The following is a 716-nucleotide window of genomic DNA, read 5'->3' as shown; positions in this document are numbered from 1 at the left end:
GGAGGATGGCGAACCCTGCTGCGCTCGAACCGCTCTCCCTCGATGGCGATGTCCTGGACCCGATCGGCGGGGGAGGAGCCTTGATCGGGTACGCCCGTGTCAGCACCCGGGACCAGAATCTCGACCACCAGCTGCACGCACTGAAGGTAGCCGGATGTCAGAAGACCTTCGCCGACAAGAAATCGGGGAAGAACGCCGAACGAGAGGAGTTGGCCGCATGCCTGGACTACCTGCGGGCCGGTGACACCCTGGTGGTGGCGTCGCTGGACCGGCTCGGCCGCAGCCTGCAGGACCTGATCGCGATCGTGGCCGATCTGCGCCGCCGCGGGATCGGGTTCCGGTCCCTGCACGAAGCCCTCGACACCACCACCCCGGGCGGGCGGCTGGTGTTCCACGTCTTCGCCGCCCTGGCCGAATTCATCCGCGAACTGATCGTCGACGGCACCCACGAGGGACTGGCCGCCGCCCGGGCCCGCGGGCAACGGCTCGGCCGGCCACCGGCGATGACCGTCGAACAGGTCCGGCAGGCCCGTGCCCTGCTGACCCGCCCCGACGAGTCGGTGTCCTCGATCGCCCGGTTGTTCGGCGTTTCGCGGACCACGCTCTACAAGTACGTGCCCGAACTGGGGCACGCTTCGCCGAACCGGTGAAGGGCGCGGGGGACGAGGCCAGGGAGCTACTCGAGCGCCTCCGTGACGATCTGCGGGGGCTGTTTC

General features: G+C 69.3%; 1 protein-coding gene. It reads left to right on the top strand.

All coding sequences use genetic code 11. From position 1 onward, the window contains the following. Nucleotides 1–5 precede the first annotated feature (5 nt). Nucleotides 6–650 carry a recombinase family protein gene (locus ON20_RS25730; protein ID WP_040839579.1) on the top strand — a complete coding sequence of 215 codons (645 nt, stop codon included), beginning with the start codon at nucleotides 6–8 and terminating at the stop codon, nucleotides 648–650. Nucleotides 651–716: the final 66 nt, after the last annotated feature.

This window comes from Nocardia brevicatena NBRC 12119 (genome assembly GCF_000308495.1).
Taxonomy (GTDB): Bacteria; Actinomycetota; Actinomycetes; order Mycobacteriales; family Mycobacteriaceae; genus Nocardia; species Nocardia brevicatena.
The sequence above is the reverse complement of the archived record's forward strand: the minus strand, read 5'-3'. Positions and strand labels throughout refer to the sequence as shown.